Origin of the sequence: Undibacterium sp. TC4M20W, from assembly GCF_049340245.1 — a bacterium.
Taxonomy (GTDB): Bacteria; Pseudomonadota; Gammaproteobacteria; order Burkholderiales; family Burkholderiaceae_D; genus Undibacterium.
On the sequence record NZ_JBMPPI010000009.1, the window covers coordinates 15,073 to 34,226 of the forward strand.

Here is a 19,154-nt window from a genome sequence, read left to right on the forward strand (position 1 = left end):
TACATATTCAATCAGGAGAAACAGATGGCCAAGGCTGTATTTAGTTGGGAAGATCCCTTGTTATTGTCCTCGCAACTCAGCGATGAAGAACGCATGGTGCAGGATGCTGCACGTGTCTATTGCGAAGAAAAACTGACACCGCGGGTACTGGAAGCTTTCCGTCATGAAAAAACAGATCCAGCCATTTTCCGTGAAATGGGTGAGCTTGGTTTGCTGGGTTCCATGATCCCTACGCAATACGGTGGTGCTGGTTTGAACTATGTTTGCTATGGCCTGGTCGCGCGTGAAGTAGAGCGTGTTGATTCTGGTTATCGTTCCATGATGAGCGTGCAAAGCTCACTGGTCATGGTGCCTATCAATGAATTTGGTAGTGAAGCACAAAAACAAAAATACCTGCCCAAGCTGGCGACGGGTGAATGGATAGGCTGCTTTGGCCTGACCGAGCCTAACCACGGTTCTGACCCTGGCAGCATGGTGACCCGTGCCAGGACTGTACCGGGTGGTTATTCCCTTAGCGGCGCGAAGATGTGGATCACCAATAGTCCTATCGCTGATGTCTTCGTAGTCTGGGCAAAAACAGATGATGGCCGTATTCGTGGCTTTATCCTGGAAAAAGGCTGGAAAGGCCTGACCGCACCGGCCATTCATGGCAAGGTAGGCTTGCGTGCTTCCATCACTGGCGAAATCGTCATGGATGAAGTATTCGTGCCAGAAGAAAACCTGATGCCGAATGTAGAAGGTCTGAAAGGCCCGTTCACTTGCCTGAACTCTGCCCGTTACGGTATCGCCTGGGGTGCTTTGGGTGCGGCAGAATTCTGTTGGCATACGGCACGCCAATACACCATGGACCGCTTGCAATTTGGCCGCCCACTCGCCGCAAATCAGCTGGTACAGAAAAAACTGGCTGACATGCAGACAGAAATCACGCTGGCACTGCAAGGCTGTTTGCGTCTGGGCCGCATGAAGGATGAAGGTACGGCAGCAGTTGAAATCACGTCCATCATGAAGCGTAATTCTTGCGGCAAGTCTCTGGATATTGCCCGTACTGCGCGCGATATGCTGGGTGGTAATGGTATTTCTGATGAGTTTGGCATTGCCCGTCATCTGGTGAACCTGGAAGTCGTCAACACCTATGAAGGCACACATGATATTCATGCCTTGATACTGGGTCGTGCGCAGACTGGTATTGCGGCGTTCTAATGAAGTAATCGCTGCCCGGTCTTTGTGACCGGGCAGCAATTCAGAAATTGATTCGTCTTCAGGCTGTGTTCAGACTGTAAACGCGCGGGCAATAATGTGCTCTTGCAGGTCTCCGGTCGTGGCTGCATCGAGTGTGCCAAGAGTACCCAGAGTACCATATACGCGACCACATCCCGCATCTGTGCGGCTTTGTATAAAAGCCCTGGCTATATCAGTTTCTGCATATTCTGCCATCAGAAAAGCCTGTGCCGTCAGTACCAGTTTTTGGGTAATGCGGCGGGCATTCATTTCCCAGAATTCTGCTAATGCCAAATCTGTTTGTAATTCCTCCACCATTTTCCTGACCTGCTCAGATGCTGATTTGCTCCACAATTGCAACAGTAATTGCAGGCCTTCCGGGTCTCTTTCCATCGCACGCAAAACATCCAGGCACATGACATTGCCTGAGCCCTCCCAGATGGAGTTGACGGGTGCTTCGCGATATAACCTTGCCATGGGGCCAGTCTCGACATAACCGTTGCCACCCCAGACTTCCATGCATTCACCGGTAAATTCCAGCGCACGCTTGCATATCCAGAATTTTGCGGCAGGCGTCATGATGCGTTTCCAGGCGCGTTGCAAGGCGTCATCTGGTGCATCCAGTGCGGCTGCCAAATGTAGCATGAGACGGGTCGCTGCTTCACTTTCCAGTGCCAGGTCAGTCAGTACATTGCGCATAAGGGGTTGATCTGCCAGCTTCTTGCCGAAAGCCGTGCGGTGGCGTGCATGATGGATGGCTTGCACCAGCGCCTGCCGCATCAGGCCCGCGCTGCCTATGACGCAATCAAGCCGGGTCAGGTTGGCCATTTCTATAATGGTTGGTATGCCCCGGCCTTCATTGCCTATCATGACACCATAGGCATCCTGGAATTCAACTTCACTACTGGAGTTGGATTTATTCCCCAGTTTGTCTTTCAGTCTTTGTACCAGGATAGAATTCTTGCTGCCGTCGGGCCGCCAGCGCGGCACAAAGAAACAGGACAAGCCAGTCTCGGTTTTGGCCAGCACCAGGTGGGCATCGCACATGGGCGCAGAGAAAAACCATTTGTGGCCGGTCAATGCGTAAGCCTGGCCTCGCCCCTCAGCACCCAGCGCCACTGCCGTGGTGGTATTGGTGCGTACATCAGAGCCCCCTTGTTTTTCTGTCATGCCCATGCCTATCAGGATGGATTTTTTCTGGGCTATCGGCAAGTCACGCGGATCATGTTCCAATGAATACAGCTTGTCTTTGAGTTCAGCGAACAGAGCAGCTTCGTTTTGCAGCACAGGGATGGAGGCAAAAGTCATGGTGCTGGGGCACAAGGAGCCAGACTCCACCTGTGACTGCATGAAATAGCCAGCTGCACGCGCAACATGTGCGCCCATGCGAGGCTGGCTCCAGGGGGTGGCTTGCAGGCCTTGCTTGCGCAATATCCCCAATAACTGATGCCAGCTTGGGTGAAAATCTACCCTGTCTATGCGCTTACCCTGTCTGTCATGGGTATGCAATTCTGGCAAATGTGTATTGGCCAATGCCGCAGCTTCTAGCACAGCACTGCTACCCAACTCCTGTCCGGATTCTGTCAGCGTGTTTTGATACCAGTCAGCCTGATACTGCGCCAGGCTGGTCATTAGAACGGCATCACTAGTGAAAATATTGTAATCTTGCAGGTCTGCGACCTGATTGCTTATTTCATGGGTTTGCCACTGCATATGTGCCTCATTGATATCGGTAAACTAAATAGTTAAGCCAGATGAATAGTGTAGTCTGATGAAGTAATCAAGATGTTCGCCTTTTAGCATTCCCCCAAGTATCTGAACTTATAAAACAAGAAACACCATGAGCGAGACTGCCAGCCCTTTGAAATTACGCCGCAAGCCAGTGCAGCAACGCTCTAAAATGACACAATTGGCAATCCTCGATGCCTTTGTTCGGCTTTTGGTCGAAAAAAGCTATGCCGATCTGACCATGCGCGATATCGCCCTGGTTGCTGGTGTGGGTCTGGGCACCTTATATGAATACTTTCCTGGCAAGAAGTCGATAGCGGCGCATTGCATACATGAGCGCATGAAGAATATAGGCGCGCAGATGCGCATCTGGGTGGAGTTGCAATACGGTCAGCCCTTAAAATACATCGTTTCGGATCTGCTAGAGCGCATTATTCTTTTGCATGCAGACAAGACCGAGGAATGGTCTGCCCTGATTTTCCTGGAACGGCAGATTTCCAATATGGAAGCCTATAGCGCCTTGTACGGGCAGGTTGTTGATATATGGGAATCTGCTTTTGCGGCAAGCTCAGACCGCGCAGTTCACCCACATGCCAGCCCGGCGATAGTCCATGCGGCTGTCTACGGCGTCCTGTATCAGACCCTGATGTTGTCCCCGCAAAGCCTGCAAGAGCCTGAATTTCTTGCTCAGATGAAAAACTTGGTGTTGGGATATCTGCAAATCACTGATCAGAGCGTCCGAATAAGGTAAAATCGCGGGATGTCCTATCAAGTCCTCGCCCGAAAATATCGCCCCAAGAGTTTTGAAACTCTGGTGGGGCAAGAGCACGTGGTCCGTGCCTTATCGCATGCGCTAGAGCAGCAGCGGCTGCATCACGCCTATTTGTTTACCGGTACCCGCGGTGTCGGCAAGACGACGCTGTCACGCATCCTGGCCAAATCCTTTAACTGTGAGACCGGCATTACTGCCCATCCTTGCGGTATTTGCGAAGCCTGTACCGCAATTGATGCCGGGCGCTTTGTTGATTATATAGAAATGGATGCTGCTTCTAATCGCGGCGTCGATGAAATGGCCTCGCTGCTGGAACAGGCGATTTATGCCCCGTCTAATGCGCGCTTTAAAGTCTATATGATAGACGAGGTGCACATGCTGACCAACCACGCTTTCAACGCCATGTTGAAAACGCTGGAAGAGCCGCCTGAGCACGTCAAATTCATTCTGGCAACGACAGACCCACAAAAAATCCCTGTCACGGTCTTGTCACGCTGCCTGCAATTTAATCTCAAGCAAATGCCGCCTGGCCATATTGTTGGTCATCTGGAAAACATCCTGGGGCAAGAGCAAATCGAATTTGAATTGCCTGCCTTGCGTTTGCTGGCGCAGGGTGCCCATGGTTCCATGCGCGATGCCTTGTCGCTGACCGACCAGGCAATTGCCTATGCTGCCGGTAAAGTCAGCCTTGATGCCGTACAAGGCATGCTGGGTGCGCTGGACCAGTCTTATCTGATACGTTTGCTGGATGCCTTGCTGGCGCAGGATGGTAAAGCTTTGCTGGATGTTGCCGACGAAATGGCAGCACGCAGCCTGTCTTACAAGTCTGCCCTGCAGGACCTGGGCAGTTTACTGCACCAGATCGCCGTGGCGCAAATGGTGCCTGCGGCAGTGGCTGAAGATATTCCTGAGCGTGAACAGGTTTTGCGCCTGGCACAAAGCTTTGCCAAAGAAGAAGTGCAGCTGTTTTATCAAATTGCCGTGCATGGCCGCAATGAGCTGGCACTGGCGCCTGATGAATATGCCGGTTTCAGTATGACGCTGTTACGCATGCTGGCATTCAAACCTGTCAGTGGTGAGCAATGGGTGCAGCCGCCTTCCAGTACACCACCGGCTGGTGGGCGTCCGGCTTTGCCAGGCAATAATGCGAACAATGCTCCGCCGGCACAAAGCCCTGTGCGTTCCAGCCCTGCTGCTTCAAGTAATAGTGTTGGTAGTGCTAACACTGCACCTGTCGCAAATGTAGTGCCGGCAGCAATGCCTGCACGCGCTCCGGCAGACGCGCCGAAACCGGTTGTACAGGATAATGCCGAGACACCCGCAACACCCGCAACTGCACCTGCTGCTGGCACACGTGTTAGCCCGGTACTGGCTGCTCTGGCTGCGGCACGCGCAAATACCAAGAATGGCACGCCAGCAGGAAAAACTGCAGCAGCAGAAACGGCACCAGTAGCCAAAGCTGCAATTGCACCTGTGGCTCCTGTGTCCCCAGTGGCTCCAGTTTCACCTGTAGCGCCGGTCAGGCCCGTTACTCCTGTCGCAACACCGTCAGTTAAAGTGGCTCCACCATCGGCGCAGCCCGTAGTCAAACCTGCCCAGCCTGTGTCAGCACCTGCACCTTTGATTGCCGAGCAGGATATGCAATCCATGGGCATGGATGATATGCCGCCACCCTGGGATGAAGAAATGTTTTTCGATGCAGAGCCTGCAAAACCGGCGATGCCACCAAGAGTGATGGCTACTGCTGCTGCCTCTGCTGTGCCGCAGGAGCAGGTCGCGCCAGTTGAAGTCGCTGTGCTTGCTGATGCTGCTGCATTTGTCGCAACTGCTGACCAGGAACCGCAAGCTGCCGCTGCAGAAGTGGTCAAGCCCAGGGAAGCAATCACTCTGAATGCTGATCGCCTGATCGCGAATGCGCCAGTGCCCGAGTTGAACTGGGATGGTCATTGGCCTTCGCTGGCAGCCAGCTTGCCAGTACGCGGCGTAGCGCAGCAAATGACGCAGCAAAGTGAACTGGTTAGTTGCAAGCAGGATGGCAATGCCCATGTATTCCGCCTGCGCCTGCCTTTATCGACACTCTTGTCTTCGGGCAGTGTAGAAAAACTTAGTGCGGCCTTGTCCGAAAGGTTTGGGAAAACCATACGGGTGGAAACCGAGATAGGTGCGGTTGAGCATACTGCCAACGCGCAGGCTGTGGCTGAGCGCGGAGTGCGTCAGCAACAGGCAGAAAAATCCATACAGGGCGACAGTTTCGTGCAGACTTTAATGCGCGAATTTGGTGCCACTATCGTCACGGGTAGCATACGGCCGGTCTGATGCCGGTGATATGCAAAAATAAGTACAAGTCTGCGTGACCAAATTTAATCAATATTCCATTTTTATTTTCGGAGAAATTTTATGATGAAGAATCAATTAGCTGGCCTGATGAAACAAGCCCAGGCAATGCAGGACAATATGAAAAAAGCCCAGGATCAATTGGGTCTGGTAGAAGTAGAAGGCCAGGCTGGTGCTGGCCTGGTCAAGGTCGTCATGACCTGCAAGAACGATGTCAAGCGCGTTACCATCGACCCGTCTTTGCTGGGTGACGACAAAGACATGCTGGAAGACCTGGTTGCTGCTGCTTTCAATGATGCAGTGCGCAAGGCAGAAGCCACTTCTCAAGAAAAAATGTCAGCTTTGACAGCTGGCATGCCTTTGCCACCTGGCTTCAAGATGCCGTTCTGAGTGTGAAAAAACTCGGTAGTCTGGAAGCCTTGTCTGAGGCGCTGCGCCGCTTGCCCGGCGTAGGGCCAAAGTCAGCACAGCGTATGGCTTATCACTTGCTGCAACATGACAGGGAAGGCGCCGCCATCCTTGGCATGGCGCTGACTCACGCGGTTGAACGCATACAGCATTGCGCATCCTGCAATACCTTCAGTGAGAGCGAAGTTTGCGAAACCTGTCTGGATGCCGTGCGCGATACCAGTCTGCTGTGTGTGGTGGAAACACCTTCTGACCAGATGATGATAGAACAAACCATGACGTACAAGGGTCTGTACTTTGTCCTCATGGGGCGACTCTCGCCACTTGATGGCATAGGTCCGAAAGACATCCATCTGGAAAAACTGGTCTCCAGAGCTACCGACGGTAAAGTGCAAGAAGTGGTGCTGGCGACCAATTTCACCAATGAAGGTGAGGCAACCGCGCATTACATCAGCGAGACGCTGAAGGCACGTGGCTTGCGGGTCAGTCGCCTGGCACGTGGTGTGCCAGTTGGTGGCGAGCTTGAATATGTGGATGCAGGTACGATTGCCCGCGCCATGCTGGATAGACGGACTACTTAATACAGTAACTGAGATAATAATAAGCCATCATGTTTCTGATCACCGCCGAACAAAAAAGCAAATTGCAGTTGCAATGGTCAGACCTGATACAGGGCTTGGCTGGTAGTCCACGGCATGCCAAAGAAGTATGGGCTTTGCTGGATAAGCATTACTCCGAACCTCAACGCAGTTTTCATAATCTCACGCATATCCAGTCCATGCTCAGGCATGCAGAAGAGCGGCGTGCAGATATCCAGAATTTCCCTGTTGTCTCCTTGGCGATCTGGTTTCATGACATGGTGTATGACACACATGCCAACAATAATGAACTGAAAAGTGCAGAGCTGGCAGGCGAATTGATGATGCGCATGGAGATCAATCCCACCGTCATCATGCATGTGCAGCAATGCATACTTGCCACTGCCAGGCATGAAGTGGCTGATTTTAAAAACCGTGCGGCTGATATTCCCTTGTTCCTTGATATTGCATTGACTATCCTCGGCGCACCCAAGGATGTTTATCAACAATATAGCCGGGCTATCCGCAATGAATTCCGCTGGCTGGAAGCGCCTGCCTACAGGGCGGGGCGTTTGAAAGTATTGAAGCGCTTTGCTGGACGTGAACAAATCTATTTTCATCCTGCCATGGCAGCGCAGTTTGATGCCCAGGCACGCGAAAATATCGCATGGGAAATCAAGAAGCTGACTTTTGTCTGATCCTATCCAGTAACACTTTCTGAGTACATTCCACTATGCAGTCACAAGCTAAAGCACATGGCCCTTTGGCGGGCATCAAGGTTCTGGAGTTGGGCACGTTGATCGCAGGGCCATTTTGCTCGCGCATGCTGGCTGAATTTGGTGCTGAAGTGATCAAGGTAGAATCGCCCGATGGCGGCGACCCTTTGCGGCAGTGGCGTGTGCTGAAAGATGGCACTTCGCTTTGGTGGAGTGTGCAGGCGCGCAATAAGAAAAGCATCACCCTGAATATGAAGCAGGAGCAGGCGCGTGAAATTGCCAAACGCCTGGCGCTGGATGCTGACATCATCATAGAAAATTATCGCCCCGGTGTGCTGGAAAAATGGGAGCTGGGATTTGATGCTTTAAAAGCCATCAACCCCGCTACCATCATGGTGCGCCTGTCTGGTTATGGCCAGACCGGGCCTTTGAAAGACTTGCCCGGCTTTGGTGCCATCGGTGAATCCATGGGAGGTTTGCGTTATGTCTCTGGTCATGCCGACCGGCCACCTGTGCGCGTGGGCATATCGATAGGAGATTCTGTCGCCGCCTTGCATGGCGTCATTGGTGCCATGATAGCTTTGCGTCATCGCGATGTCACCGGCGGACGCTGGAATGGCAAGCAGGGCGAGGCATGTGTCGCTGGGCAGGGGCAAATGGTGGATGTGGCTTTGTATGAGTCAGTCTTCAATTTGATGGAATCGCTGGTGCCAGAATTTGATCATGCTGGTGTCGTGCGTGAACGTACTGGCGGTGCCTTGCCTGGCATAGTGCCATCGAATACTTACACCACGGCGGAAGGTGAAAATATCGTCATTGCAGGCAATGGCGACGCAATCTTCCATAGACTCATGAAAGCCATAGAGCGTGAAGACCTTGCGCAAGACCCAGGCTTGGTACGCAATGATGGCCGCGTCCCGCGCACGGGGGAAATTGATGCGGCAATTCAAGGCTGGTGCTCAGGCCGCGATATAGATACAGCTTTGCAAATACTCAAGGCAGCCGATGTGCCAGTGGGTAAAATCTATTCTGTACGGGATATGATGAGCGACCCACAATTCCTGGCGCGCCAGATGTTCGAGCAGCATGCATTTGAAGATGGCACTCCAGTCAAGTTGCCTGCCATTACACCGAAGATGTCAGAGACTCCTGGTCAGACGCTATGGCTGGGCCCGCGTCTGGGCCAGCATAATCAGGAGGTATTGAGTGAGCTGGGTTATAGTGATGCCGAGATCGCGCAAATGGCTGCGGACAAAGTAATTTAAATCAGTAATTTAAATAAGTAATGTAAAGGTCAACCATGAACCGCCAGATGCTTAAAAATTTCCTGATCGCCCTGGCGCTGTTCCTGCTGGGCTATTTCACTTCTAATTACTGGGCATCTTGATTTGACTGGCCAGGCTCTCCATTCCTGGCCAGCCAAGTATGCTCAGTTCAGGGTTTTCAGATAATCCCTGATCCCCGCCAACAGCATTTCGACCGACATGGCTGTCAATATCAAGCCCATCAGGCGTTCAAATGCAGTCATGGCGCGTACCCCGAGAACCTTTTGCATACGTTCCGCACTCAATAACACCACCAGCCACACCACGGCAACGGCAGTCAATGCCGCCAGATGCACCATCATGTCCTGACGGCTGTCGGATGAAAACAGCAGCACTGTCGCCAGCGCAGACGGGCCAGCCAGCGCGGGTATTGCCAATGGCACGATAAAGGGTTCGTGGCCATCTTCCACGTCTCCGAAAATACCGCCTTCCTGCGGGAAAACCATGCGCAAGGCAATCAGGAACAGGATTACACCACCACCTATGCGCAAAGAGACTTCAGTCAATTGCAGCGCGGTCAGGAAGTGTTTGCCAAAGAACATGAACAGCAAAAGCAGGCCAAAGGCTATCGCGCATTCGCGCACGACTACACGCCAGCGTCGCTCGGGGGCGACATGGGATAATGCACTGACAAAGATGGGGACGTTTCCAAACGGGTCGGTGACCAATATCAGCAACATCAGGGATTGAAAAAAATCTTGAGTCATGAAGACCTTGTTTTAAAAATGATACCTGGGGCTTTGGTGTTTCAGATTAATGCCAGCGTCGCTTTGACGGCAGCTTCTATGCCTGTCGCTGCTTCAGCAATATTTTCCGCCAGCATGTAGGCGGGAGTGCTGACGACTTTTCTGTCTTTATCGACGACAAATTCTTTGACCGGGCAATTAATGTGCTGGCCACCCATGGCAGTGATGGCAGCAGCTGTGCCCTCGTCGTTGCCTATCGTGACCGCAATACCATTGCCATATACCAGTGGCAGCATGGCAGGGGCTATGCAGATATAGCATGCTGGTTTGCCCGCGTCGGCGATGGCTTTGGCGAATCGCAAGACATCAGGCTGTATCTGACAGTCCGCCCCTTTGCTGGCAAAATCAGACAGGTTTTTTGCTGCACCAAAACCACCGGGGAAAAATACGGCGGCATAGTCGTTGACATTGGCCAGGGCGACATCCTTGATTTTGCCGCGGGCAATGCGGGCAGATTCCACTAATACATTGCGGCTTTCACCCCCAGCGACCAGGCCAGTAAGGTGATTGACAACATGGGCTTGCGGGATATCAGGCGCCAGGAATTCTGGTTCTGCACCGGCTCTGACGAGAGCCAGCATGGTCAGGACACTCTCGTGAATTTCAGCGCCATCGAAGACGCCACAACCGGAAAGAACGACGGCTACTTTCATGATGTACCTTTATATTTGTGAGGGATAGACAGAAAGCAGCCAATTTTCCCGCTGAAGCCTGTAGGCTGTCAACAAAGTCCCTCTTTTTCTGGAAAAATAGAGGGCAAAATAGAGTAAGACCACCAACGCAGTAATCAAAAAAACATTTACTATTAGCCGGGGAAAATGCGAACGCTCGTTTTATTATAAGAGCATAAACCCTTAAAACCTGTTTCTGATCTGTAGCGAGCGGACGTCAGCGGGGTGAAGAGCAGCGCAAAAAGCGGAATGTACTTAAGTACATGAGCATTTTGAGCAGCACATGAGCTCCGATCACGTCTGCGCAGTAAGATCATAGACAGGTTCTCAGGCAAGATTTTCCCGAAAACAAGAGTACACATATATGTCAGTAATAAAGATGGAAGGCAAAGAGCGCCCGGATACACCCTGTGTTGCCGTTTGCTCAACAACATTTGATGATGTCTGTCGTGGCTGTGGCCGCACTGTGGCTGAGGTGGCAGAGTGGGTGTTCATGACGGCAGAACAGAAGGAAATCGTCTGGACCAGGATATTGGCAGAAGGTTATCCAAGACGGAATACATAAGCGCGCCAAATATATAGAAATAATATAAAGGCGACAAAAATAACGGAGACAGCGCATGTCGCAGCTTAAAAAATCAGGACGCCGCCGCTTCATCCTGGGTGGCTTGGGATTGACTGGTGCATTGCTGGTAGGCTGGGGCGTCATGCCACCGCGCCAGCGACTGAACACCAGTACACCCTTGACAGTATCAAATGGCGAAGTCGCCATGAACGGCTGGATCAAGATTGCGCAAGATGGCACAGTCAGTGTTGCCATGCACAGGAGCGAGATGGGGCAGGGCATACATACCGCCCTGCAAATGCTGGTAGCTGAAGAGCTGGATGTGCCCATGAGTATGGTCAGGCCCATGTATGTGCCCGCAGATAAAATTTACGGCAGCATGGCGGCCCTGGCCGACGGCTTGCCATTTCATCCCGATGACCATGGCAGCGTAAAGCGCGTTGCGCAATGGGTGACGCTCAAATTTGCCCGTGAACTGGGTTTGCAAATGACGGGTGGCTCTTCCAGCGTCAAAGATGCCTGGCAACCGATGCGTGAAGCAGGGGCTACGGCCCGCGCCATGCTGATTGCCGCTGCAGCAAAAAAATGGAATGTGGCTGCGACAGAATGTACAACCAAAGATGGCGTGGTCAGCCATTCATCCGGCAAGCAAGCAAGATATGCTGAGCTGGCTGCCGATGCTGTCAATAGCCAGCCTGGTGAGATACAACTCAAGCGTCCGCAAGATTTCAAAATCATAGGCCAGCCCCAGCCGCGTACTGATGCCGCGCCCAAAGGTGATGGCAGCGCCCAGTTTGGTATTGATGCGCGTCCCGAAGGTATGGTCTATGCCGCGATCAAACAAAGCCCGACCATAGGCGGCCGTATCAAGTCTTTTGATGCTGCGGCAGGCAAAGCCATGCCGGGCGTCATTCAGGTTATTGATTTTTCCATGGAAGGCGCGGTGGCGGGTGTTGCCGTGGTGGCGCAGTCTTATTGGCAAGCCAGACAGGCATTGGATAAATTACCTATCACTTGGGATGCGGGTGAGCATGCGCAACTCTCTACAGAAAACATATTCAAGGACTTTGCCAGTAAACTCGATAGTGAATCTGGTTTTGCCTATCACAAGACTGGAGATGTCGAAGAAACCTTGGCTGGCAAGGGCGTAGCAAAAACCATAGAGGCAGAATATCGTGCGCCGTTTCTTGCGCATGCTGCGATGGAGCCTATCAATTGCACCGCGCTGCTCAAGGATGACAAGCTGCAAATCTGGGTTTCTACCCAAGTGCCTGGCGTGGCTGCAGATGTGGCTGCCAAAGTCGCAAAGCTTAAATCTGAAGATGTCACTCTGCACATGGCCTATCTGGGTGGTGGTTTTGGCCGCAGGCTGGAAGTGGATATGGTCGCGCAAGCCGCGCGTATTGCCTTGGAAACCAAGGGTGCTCCTGTAAAGATGATCTGGAGCCGGGAAGAAGATACTACGCACGACATGTATCGCCCGGCCGCCCTGGCACGCTTCAGGGCAGGGCTGGATAGTACGGGTAAATTACTGGCTTACGATAACAAGTCCGTGTCGGGTTCAATTACCCATCAGGTATTGGTGCGAACCTTTGGTTTGATGGGGGCAGGTCCTGATAAAACCACGGCAGAAGGCGAGTTTGACATGCCGTATGAAATCCCGCATCAGCGTATCCGGCATGTCATTGCTCCAAGCCCGGTAGCGCTGGGTTTCTGGCGCTCAGTTGGCCATTCACACAATGCTTTTTTTAAAGAGAGTTTTATCGATGAACTTGCCCACGCAGCCAATCAAGATAGCCTGACATTTCGCCGTGGCTTGCTGAAAGAGCATCCACGTCATCTGGCCGTGCTGGATGCGGTAGTGCAAAAGGCTGGTAAGCCAGCAGAGGGCAGGGCGCATGGCCTGGCACTGCATGAATCATTTGGCAGTATAGTCGCCCAGATAGCTGAGGTCTCCGTGCAGGACGGGCAAATCCGGGTGCACAAGGTCACTTGTGCAGTGGATTGCGGTATAGCGGTTAATCCCAATATCATTGCCCAGCAGATGGAGTCTGCGGTGGTGTTTGGCCTCAGTGCTGCCTTGTATGGCGAAATCACCATCAAAGACGGCAAGGTCGTGCAGAGTAACTTCAACGACTATCAGGTCTTGCGCATCAATGAGGCGCCAGAGGTCGAAACCATTATCATCAAAAGTGCAGAACCACCGCAGGGGATAGGTGAGCCAGGCGTGCCACCAATAGCCCCGGCAGTTGCCAATGCGGTATTTATCCTGACTGGTAAACGTCTGCGCAGTCTGCCGCTGAAATTGAGTTGACACATACTGGTGGTAGTATGAAGTGCAATTCAACAGAATTCATACATATTAATTTCCAATTTTGTGTTTAAATATTGTCTTCAAGGCATTTTTTGTTACTATTCGATACAGAAAGTGGCCCCAGGGATAATCTCAGGATTTATACTGCGTCAGCGTGCAGCTAGTATGTACGCCACGCATTTTTTTATTTTTAGAGTTTTTATTTTTTAGAATTACGCCATGCTTAATTTTTCAGTTCCTTCAGTTTCATTACGTGCAGGCAAGGCCAGGAATTCCCAGCGCGGTTTTACCCTGATCGAGATCATGGTGGTTGTGACCATCATCGCCATTCTGGGCGCATTCATGGTACCTAGACTGGTTGGATTCACCCATGAAGCCAGGGTGACTGCAGCCAAGCAGGATATTTCCACCATCATGGGTGCACTGAAGATGTATAAGTTGCACAATCAGCGTTACCCGACTACTGAACAGGGTTTGCAGGCACTGATAGAAAAACCGACGTCTGGCCCTGCAGCAAATGCCTGGCAGACAGGTGGTTATATAGAAAAACTGCGCAATGACCCATGGGGCAAGCCATATCAATATCTTTCGCCAGGTATCAGGGGTGATATTGATGTATTTTCTCTTGGTGCTGATGGCCAGCCCGGTGGTAGTGGTGAAGATACAGACATAGGTTCCTGGGATTTATAAGAAGTACGCATGAAGATCAAGCATGGGCAGCGGGGCTTTACCTTGCTGGAGCTATTGGTGGTATTAGTCATTTTCGGCATCATACTGGGTGCCATCAGTGTCAATGCCATGCCGGGCGAGCAACAGCGCCTGGAAAATGACGCCAAACGCATTTCCCTGCTTTTGCAACTTGCACGTGATGAAGCTATTGTGCGCAATTTGCCCGTGGCTTTTGAGGTCGATCAGAATGGTTATCGCTTCCTGGTCAGGGAAGATAGAATCTGGTCCCCCATCAAGGACGACATGCTGCGCGAACGGTTTTTTCAAACTGCGCCAGTAGAATTATCCATGCAACCGCAAGTGGCAGACAGTTCGGTGATCAGGATATTGTTTGGCCGTGAACCCGTCGATAAGCCCTTTGTTCTCACCATCAAGTCCAATGACAAACATGTCAGTGTGCGGGCCGACGGTATAGGCCATTTTTCAGTGGAATAAGATGCATAAGATGCCGCGCTTGCGCTCACAATCTGGATTTACCTTGCTGGAAGTACTGGTGGCGCTGGTCATCGTCGGTACTGCCCTGGGTGCCAGCTTGCGTGCAGTCGGTAGCCTCACGCAAAACAGCAGCAGCTTGCGCGCCTCCATGATGGCGACCTGGTCGGCTGAAAATCGTCTGGCACAAATACGTCTGGCGCATGAATGGCCCGCTTTTGGTGAACGTACTTTTGCCTGCCCGCAGGGCGACTTGCACCTGATGTGCGAAGAGCATGTCATTGCCACTCCCAATCCTTCTTTCAGAAGAGTTGAAGTGTTTGTGTATGAAGCAGACAGCCCTGAGCGTCGCATCATCAAGCTGACGCAGGTGGTGCCGAATGCACTTTAAATGTAAATCATCCCGAAAAAACCGCGCAGCCAATTTGCCGCAGTCCGGTTTTACCCTCATAGAGCTCTTGGTAGCAATTACCATATTGGCGATTATCGCCGTGCTCGGCTGGCGTGGCCTCGATAGTATTGTTCGCGCCCGCACCGTGCTGGCGGAGGAAATGGAGCAGACACGCGGCATACAACTGGCGTTTGCCCAGTTGGAGAATGATTGCGCCCACATCGTCGATGCCGCTAATTTGCCGGGCCGTGAAGTTTTCAGCGCCCAAGGGCCAAGGCTGGCATTGGTGCGCACTGTATTTGAAGAGAATCAACCCACCCGCTTGCAAGTCGTTGTCTATAGTGTGCGTGGCGGCGTTCTTGGCCGGCGCGAAATGCTGCCTACCCGTGAACTGGCAGTGCTCGAGCATGACTGGCAAGATGCCATGTCAGAAGCAGAGACCACGCCGTCGATCGGCTTGCAGACCCAGGTGACAGGCTTTGAAATGCGCACCTGGAAAGAAGGCGAAAATGGCTGGCGTGCGGGTGGTAATGAAGCTGCGGCTGCCAATCCTGTACCCGCAGCGCCAGGTATTCCAAGTAGGGCCGGTAAATTGACCGGGCTGGAAATTGCCGTGCAGTTATCAGGCCGCGAACTGCCTGTCACCAAAGTATTCTTGCTGGGTGCGGTATGAAGTCAAAAAATACCCGCCAACAGCGTGGCGTAGCTGTGATTACTGCCTTGTTGCTGACAACCCTTGCTATCACCATTGTCGCCAGCCTGTTCTGGCAACAACAAGTACAGGTCAGGTCGATAGAAAACCAGCGCATGCAATTGCAAAAGAAATGGATTTTGCGCGGGGCGATAGATTGGGCAAGGCTGATATTGCGTGAAGACGGCAAGCAGTCTGCCAATGTTGATCACCTGGGGGAACCATGGGCTGTCAAGCTGGCAGATACCCGCCTTGATCAGTATGTGGAAAATGCCAAGACTGAAAATGAAGATAGCGATGCCACGCTGTCAGGCCAGGTCGTTGATGCGCAAGGTATGTATAACCTGAACAATCTGGCAACAGATGGCAATGTGGATGCACGTGAAGTTGCCGTGTTTAGTCGCCTGCTGGTGAATTTGCGTTTTGACGGGCAACTCGCAGAAGCTGTTGCAGATATGGTGGCAAGGACACAAACCCGGGCGATTGCTGCGCCAGGTTCTTCTTCTGCTGAAACAGGGGCTGGAAAAAGCACCTCCGATTTCTCGCAACCTGAAGTACAATTCTTGCGCTTTACTCAAGTAGATGATTTGCTGGCAATTAATGGATTTACGCCGGAAATGATGGAGAGGTTAAAAGGCTTTGTGACGGTGTTGCCTGGCAAGACCAGTATTAATGTCAATACGACATTTGCTGAAGTGCTGGCTGCCAGAATTGACGGGCTTAGCGTGGGTGATGCTGCTGCCATGATCGCTAGTCGCGACCGTGCGTACTTTCGCACGGTGGCAGAATTCAAGTCGCGCTTTGAAGACAGACTCAAAACACTGACGGACAAGGATGTGGATGTCGCAACCAAATACTTCATCGTCAATGGCAAGGTCAAAATGAATCGTTCGGCACTGGATGTCAGTGCATTGATAGAGCGTGCCGATAATATAGGATCGACGGCAATGACAACAACGGTGCTTTGGGTACGGGAAAATTAAATAAAAATGGCAAGCACACTGTATATCTCTTTGCCCTCCAGAGTGGCGGCACAACACAGGCCAGATTGGTCTGCGCAAGCATTGGCTTTTGCCTTGATATCGGCAGAAGGCCGCTTGCAACAGCAAGGGCATTCCAGCCTTGCCGAATTAAAAGCGCTGGCGATCAGCGCAAAACAGGTGGCTTTTATCCTGGCTGCCAGTGACACCAGCTTGCTGAAGACCAAAGTACCACCGATGTCAGCAGCCAAGTTGAAACAGGCATTGCCGAATTTGCTGGAAGATCAGTTGATTACAGACCCATCTGATCTGGTCCTGGTCAGTGGCGATGTGCTCAATGGCGAGGTTGTTGTTGCCGTCACAGATAAAGCCTGGCTTGAAGGTTTGGCCAAGCGGGTAAAAGACTGGCCTACCAGAAAATTTTCTGCCTATCCCGCACAATTGTCGCTTGCCTACGATGAGACCAGCCAGACGGCCTCCGCCTTGATAGAAGAAAAGGATGAGGGGCTGGAGCTGAGCCTGCGTGACGGTGTTCAGCATGGCCTTGGCCTGAGCCTCGAAAGTGCTGGCATGAGTGATGCGCTTTCCATGTTGGCGCAGTTGAGCAACAGTCCTAAAGTTGCTGCTTATGTTCCGGCGACTAGAATCGAAGCCTGTCAACTGGCATTGAAGGCAGATGGCTTGGAAGACAAGATAGAAATCTTGCCGGTAAGCTGGATCAACCGGGTAGCGGGTATCAATACCAATACGCCAGACTTGATGACAGGTGTGGCGGCAGAACATATGGCCAGTTTTGACTGGAGCAAATGGCGCTGGCCGCTACGTTTGGCAATAGCCTTGGCGGTAGTCAATTTGCTGGCGCTGAATATTGAATGGTTCAATCTGAAGCGTGAAGAAAAAGATCAGAAGAGTGCCTTGTTGCAGGTATTCCGTAATGCCTATCCAAAAGAAACCGTTATTTCTGACCCGTTGAAGCAGATGCAGCAAAAAATCAACATATCAAAACGGGCAGCGGGGCAGTTTGCAGTCAATGATTTTGCCGTGATTGCAGCACAATTCTCGCAAGTCTGGGACAGAGTCGGTGTGCCAGGCGGTGTGGCGTCCATAGAATATAAAGACAGATCACTATTCGTCAGAATCAAGCCGAATGTGCAAGTACCGATGGATGCCTTGCGTTCTGCACTGGCCGAGCAATCCATGAAAATCAGTACCGCGTCAGATGGTGCTTTGCGTGTTTCTACCGGAGGTAAAGAATAATGTTCAGTGCAATCAGAGAACAGTTCAATTTCTTTTGGCAGTCCCGGGTAGAGCGCGAGCGCAAAATGCTGATCATTTGTGCCTTGTTCATTATTGTTGCCATAGTCTATGGTTTTTTTCTTGCTCCTGCCTTGAGCGGGCGTAAGCAATTGAGTATTGCATTGCCGGTCTTGAATCAGCAATTGGCAGAAATTACCGAGTTAAGCAAACAGCAGGCCGGGTTAACTGCCAATTTGTCTGAATTTGTTGCGCCTGTGAGTCGTGAGCAGGTCGAAGCGGTATTGGGGCGGCGTGGCATCAAGGTGCAAACTGTCGCTGTTAGCGATGACTTGGTACGTTTGCAAATTCCAACCGCTTCTTATGCAAGTTTGATGGAATGTCTGGTTGAAATGCAAAAAGCCTCAAGACTGACCGTGGAAGAAGCAAAGCTGGTGTCCCTGCTGGAAAGTGGTCAGGTAAGTGCGACTCTGACTTTGCGGCAGCAAAGAAGTTCTACCTGAGGCCGGAATACAGCAATGTTAATCACCCGGCGTTTGACGTGGATACTGGCAGCATTGATCAGTGTCATTTTGACTGTAGTTGTGTTTTTGCCTGCGAGTTGGCTGGGCTTTGTGCTTGAAAGGCAAAGCCAGGGCAGGTTGAGTTTGGGCGATGTGCAAGGCAGTTTCTGGCAAGGCTCGGCATTTGTGGGTGTGGCAGCAGGTAAAGTTGGGCCGGTGACGCCCTTGTTCCCTGGGCGATTTCAGTGGCGTATTTCGCCTCTGCTGATGTTGGGGCAAATCAAGGCCGAGCTGGAAAATTCTGCGGCCCTGTCTGCCCCGGTCAAGATTGCCGGCAACTTCAGCCAATGGCAAGTCAGCCCTTCGGTGTTGTTGTTGCCACCAGAACGGCTGGAGGGGTTGGGCGCTCCTTTGAATACCGTAGGGCCTACAGGATTATTGCATTTGTCCTGGAACGAATTGCTGTTTTCGCGCAAGAATGCGCAACTGAGTATGACTGGGCATATGCAGCTGGAGCTGGCAGAAATGGCTTCACGCCTGTCGCCTATCAAACCTCTGGGCAGTTACCAGATGGCTTTTGATTTGCGCGGAACAGAAGCAGATATGCAGTTGTTGACGATAAAGGGGCCGATGATGCTGGCAGGAAGTGGAAAAATGACAAACGGTCGTTTCCAGTTTTCTGGCAAGGCATGGGCAGAAGCAGGGCAAGAAGCAAGGCTGGCAAATTTATTGAATTTGCTTGGGCAGCGTCGTAATGACGGTGAAAAAGATGTAATTGCGTTAGAGTTCAAATGAAAAC

The 19,154-nt window shown here is 51.9% G+C and carries 20 protein-coding genes; 17 read left to right on the top strand and 3 right to left on the bottom strand.

Annotated elements, in window-relative coordinates; genetic code table 11:
• Positions 1–24 precede the first annotated feature (24 nt).
• Complete coding sequence (locus ACO0LL_RS13040) at positions 25–1,200, top strand: acyl-CoA dehydrogenase (RefSeq protein ID WP_186946636.1); 1,176 nt, start codon at positions 25–27, stop codon at positions 1,198–1,200.
• A 69-nt stretch (positions 1,201–1,269) separates the two neighbouring features.
• Here the strand turns inward: ACO0LL_RS13040 and ACO0LL_RS13045 are convergent, their stop codons facing one another.
• Positions 1,270–2,931, bottom strand: coding sequence for an isovaleryl-CoA dehydrogenase (locus ACO0LL_RS13045; RefSeq protein ID WP_422951292.1), 1,662 nt, complete (start codon positions 2,929–2,931; stop codon positions 1,270–1,272).
• A 127-nt stretch (positions 2,932–3,058) separates the two neighbouring features.
• Between ACO0LL_RS13045 and ACO0LL_RS13050 the strand changes: the two genes are divergently transcribed.
• From ACO0LL_RS13050 to ACO0LL_RS13075, 6 genes are all read left to right on the top strand, one after another.
• Entirely contained in the window at positions 3,059–3,697 is a 639-nt protein-coding gene (locus ACO0LL_RS13050; protein ID WP_422951293.1) for a TetR/AcrR family transcriptional regulator, read from the top strand.
• 9 nt (positions 3,698–3,706) lie between these two features.
• On the top strand, positions 3,707–6,034 hold the full coding sequence (locus ACO0LL_RS13055; RefSeq protein WP_422951294.1) for a DNA polymerase III subunit gamma/tau: 2,328 nt from the start codon (positions 3,707–3,709) through the stop codon (positions 6,032–6,034).
• 81 nt (positions 6,035–6,115) lie between these two features.
• Positions 6,116–6,442, top strand: coding sequence for a YbaB/EbfC family nucleoid-associated protein (locus ACO0LL_RS13060; protein WP_110253135.1), 327 nt, complete (start codon positions 6,116–6,118; stop codon positions 6,440–6,442).
• Positions 6,443–6,444: 2 nt separating this feature from the next.
• Entirely contained in the window at positions 6,445–7,041 is a 597-nt protein-coding gene (gene recR / locus ACO0LL_RS13065) for a recombination mediator RecR (protein WP_162058699.1), read from the top strand.
• Positions 7,042–7,070: 29 nt separating this feature from the next.
• A complete protein-coding gene (locus ACO0LL_RS13070; protein WP_422951295.1) occupies positions 7,071–7,736 on the top strand; it encodes a hypothetical protein in 666 nt (221 codons plus the stop codon).
• Between the two features lie 35 nt (positions 7,737–7,771).
• Positions 7,772–9,019, top strand: a complete 1,248-nt coding sequence (locus ACO0LL_RS13075; RefSeq protein WP_422951296.1) for a CaiB/BaiF CoA transferase family protein — start codon at positions 7,772–7,774, stop codon at positions 9,017–9,019.
• 164 nt (positions 9,020–9,183) lie between these two features.
• On the opposite strand, the gene ACO0LL_RS13080 is transcribed toward ACO0LL_RS13075, so the two are convergent.
• Entirely contained in the window at positions 9,184–9,786 is a 603-nt protein-coding gene (locus ACO0LL_RS13080; RefSeq protein ID WP_422951297.1) for a MarC family protein, read from the bottom strand.
• Between the two features lie 41 nt (positions 9,787–9,827).
• Positions 9,828–10,478, bottom strand: a complete 651-nt coding sequence (elbB, locus tag ACO0LL_RS13085; protein ID WP_422951298.1) for an isoprenoid biosynthesis glyoxalase ElbB — start codon at positions 10,476–10,478, stop codon at positions 9,828–9,830.
• A gap of 382 nt (positions 10,479–10,860) precedes the next feature.
• On the opposite strand from elbB, the gene ACO0LL_RS13090 reads away from it, so the two are divergent.
• The 10 genes from ACO0LL_RS13090 to gspN all read left to right on the top strand — a co-directional run bounded on the left by ACO0LL_RS13090 (position 10,861) and on the right by gspN (position 19,150).
• Positions 10,861–11,061: a DUF1289 domain-containing protein gene (locus tag ACO0LL_RS13090; RefSeq protein ID WP_162058702.1), complete on the top strand. Its 201-nt coding sequence runs from the start codon at positions 10,861–10,863 to the stop codon at positions 11,059–11,061.
• 55 nt (positions 11,062–11,116) lie between these two features.
• Positions 11,117–13,375 carry a molybdopterin cofactor-binding domain-containing protein gene (locus ACO0LL_RS13095; RefSeq protein ID WP_422951299.1) on the top strand — a complete coding sequence of 753 codons (2,259 nt, stop codon included), beginning with the start codon at positions 11,117–11,119 and terminating at the stop codon, positions 13,373–13,375.
• A 219-nt stretch (positions 13,376–13,594) separates the two neighbouring features.
• Positions 13,595–14,065: a type II secretion system major pseudopilin GspG gene (gene gspG / locus ACO0LL_RS13100; protein ID WP_422951300.1), complete on the top strand. Its 471-nt coding sequence runs from the start codon at positions 13,595–13,597 to the stop codon at positions 14,063–14,065.
• 9 nt (positions 14,066–14,074) lie between these two features.
• On the top strand, positions 14,075–14,539 hold the full coding sequence (gspH, locus tag ACO0LL_RS13105; RefSeq protein ID WP_422951301.1) for a type II secretion system minor pseudopilin GspH: 465 nt from the start codon (positions 14,075–14,077) through the stop codon (positions 14,537–14,539).
• A 1-nt stretch (position 14,540) separates the two neighbouring features.
• Entirely contained in the window at positions 14,541–14,927 is a 387-nt protein-coding gene (gspI, locus tag ACO0LL_RS13110; protein ID WP_162041053.1) for a type II secretion system minor pseudopilin GspI, read from the top strand.
• Positions 14,917–15,600: a PulJ/GspJ family protein gene (locus ACO0LL_RS13115; RefSeq protein WP_422951302.1), complete on the top strand. Its 684-nt coding sequence runs from the start codon at positions 14,917–14,919 to the stop codon at positions 15,598–15,600. The genes gspI and ACO0LL_RS13115 overlap by 11 nt, the downstream gene beginning before the upstream one ends.
• A complete protein-coding gene (gene gspK, locus ACO0LL_RS13120) occupies positions 15,597–16,601 on the top strand; it encodes a type II secretion system minor pseudopilin GspK (protein ID WP_422951303.1) in 1,005 nt (334 codons plus the stop codon). The genes ACO0LL_RS13115 and gspK overlap by 4 nt, the downstream gene beginning before the upstream one ends.
• 6 nt (positions 16,602–16,607) lie before the next feature.
• On the top strand, positions 16,608–17,855 hold the full coding sequence (gene gspL, locus ACO0LL_RS13125) for a type II secretion system protein GspL (RefSeq protein WP_422951304.1): 1,248 nt from the start codon (positions 16,608–16,610) through the stop codon (positions 17,853–17,855).
• Entirely contained in the window at positions 17,855–18,355 is a 501-nt protein-coding gene (gene gspM / locus ACO0LL_RS13130; RefSeq protein WP_422951305.1) for a type II secretion system protein GspM, read from the top strand. The genes gspL and gspM overlap by 1 nt, the downstream gene beginning before the upstream one ends.
• 15 nt (positions 18,356–18,370) lie before the next feature.
• The gene (gspN, locus tag ACO0LL_RS13135; RefSeq protein ID WP_422951306.1) at positions 18,371–19,150 is read left to right on the top strand and encodes a type II secretion system protein N; all 780 of its coding nucleotides are present in this window, start codon (positions 18,371–18,373) and stop codon (positions 19,148–19,150) included.
• The last annotated feature ends 4 nt before the right edge of the window (positions 19,151–19,154 follow it).